This is a genomic window from Dellaglioa sp. CoH-56-MRSF-13 (assembly GCF_056782095.1).
On the sequence record NZ_JBXAYC010000126.1, the window covers coordinates 1 to 314 of the forward strand.

At 58.0% G+C, this 314-nt stretch carries 1 protein-coding gene; it reads left to right on the forward strand.

Annotated elements, in window-relative coordinates:
• Positions 1-314: hypothetical protein (locus tag AC1RP1_RS08170; protein WP_481762746.1), on the forward strand; the 314-nt coding region annotated here is incomplete at both ends.

Consider the following 314-nt stretch of genomic DNA (forward strand, 5'->3'; position numbering starts at 1 on the left):
CGCCATGGTCAACGGCTTGTTCAATCGCTCGTGGTCGAGTCGGGCGCTCCGCGACGTGTCTATGGTGGTACTTGGCGTCTACCACAATGAGGACATCAGTACTGTCCGGCAAGGCCTTAACAAGGCCAAGCAGTGGGGATTCGAAACGGTGCCATTCTTCGAAGTGCAGCCGAACCGCGCGTTCCTCGAAGCTGCGCTGGCTGAGGCCCGGGAGACTGCGCCGTTTGCGCTTGACGGTCTGGTCATCGCACCAAACACGTTTCGTATGGACTACGAGACGAACGATAAGCCGAAACTGATTTGGGCGTTCAAGG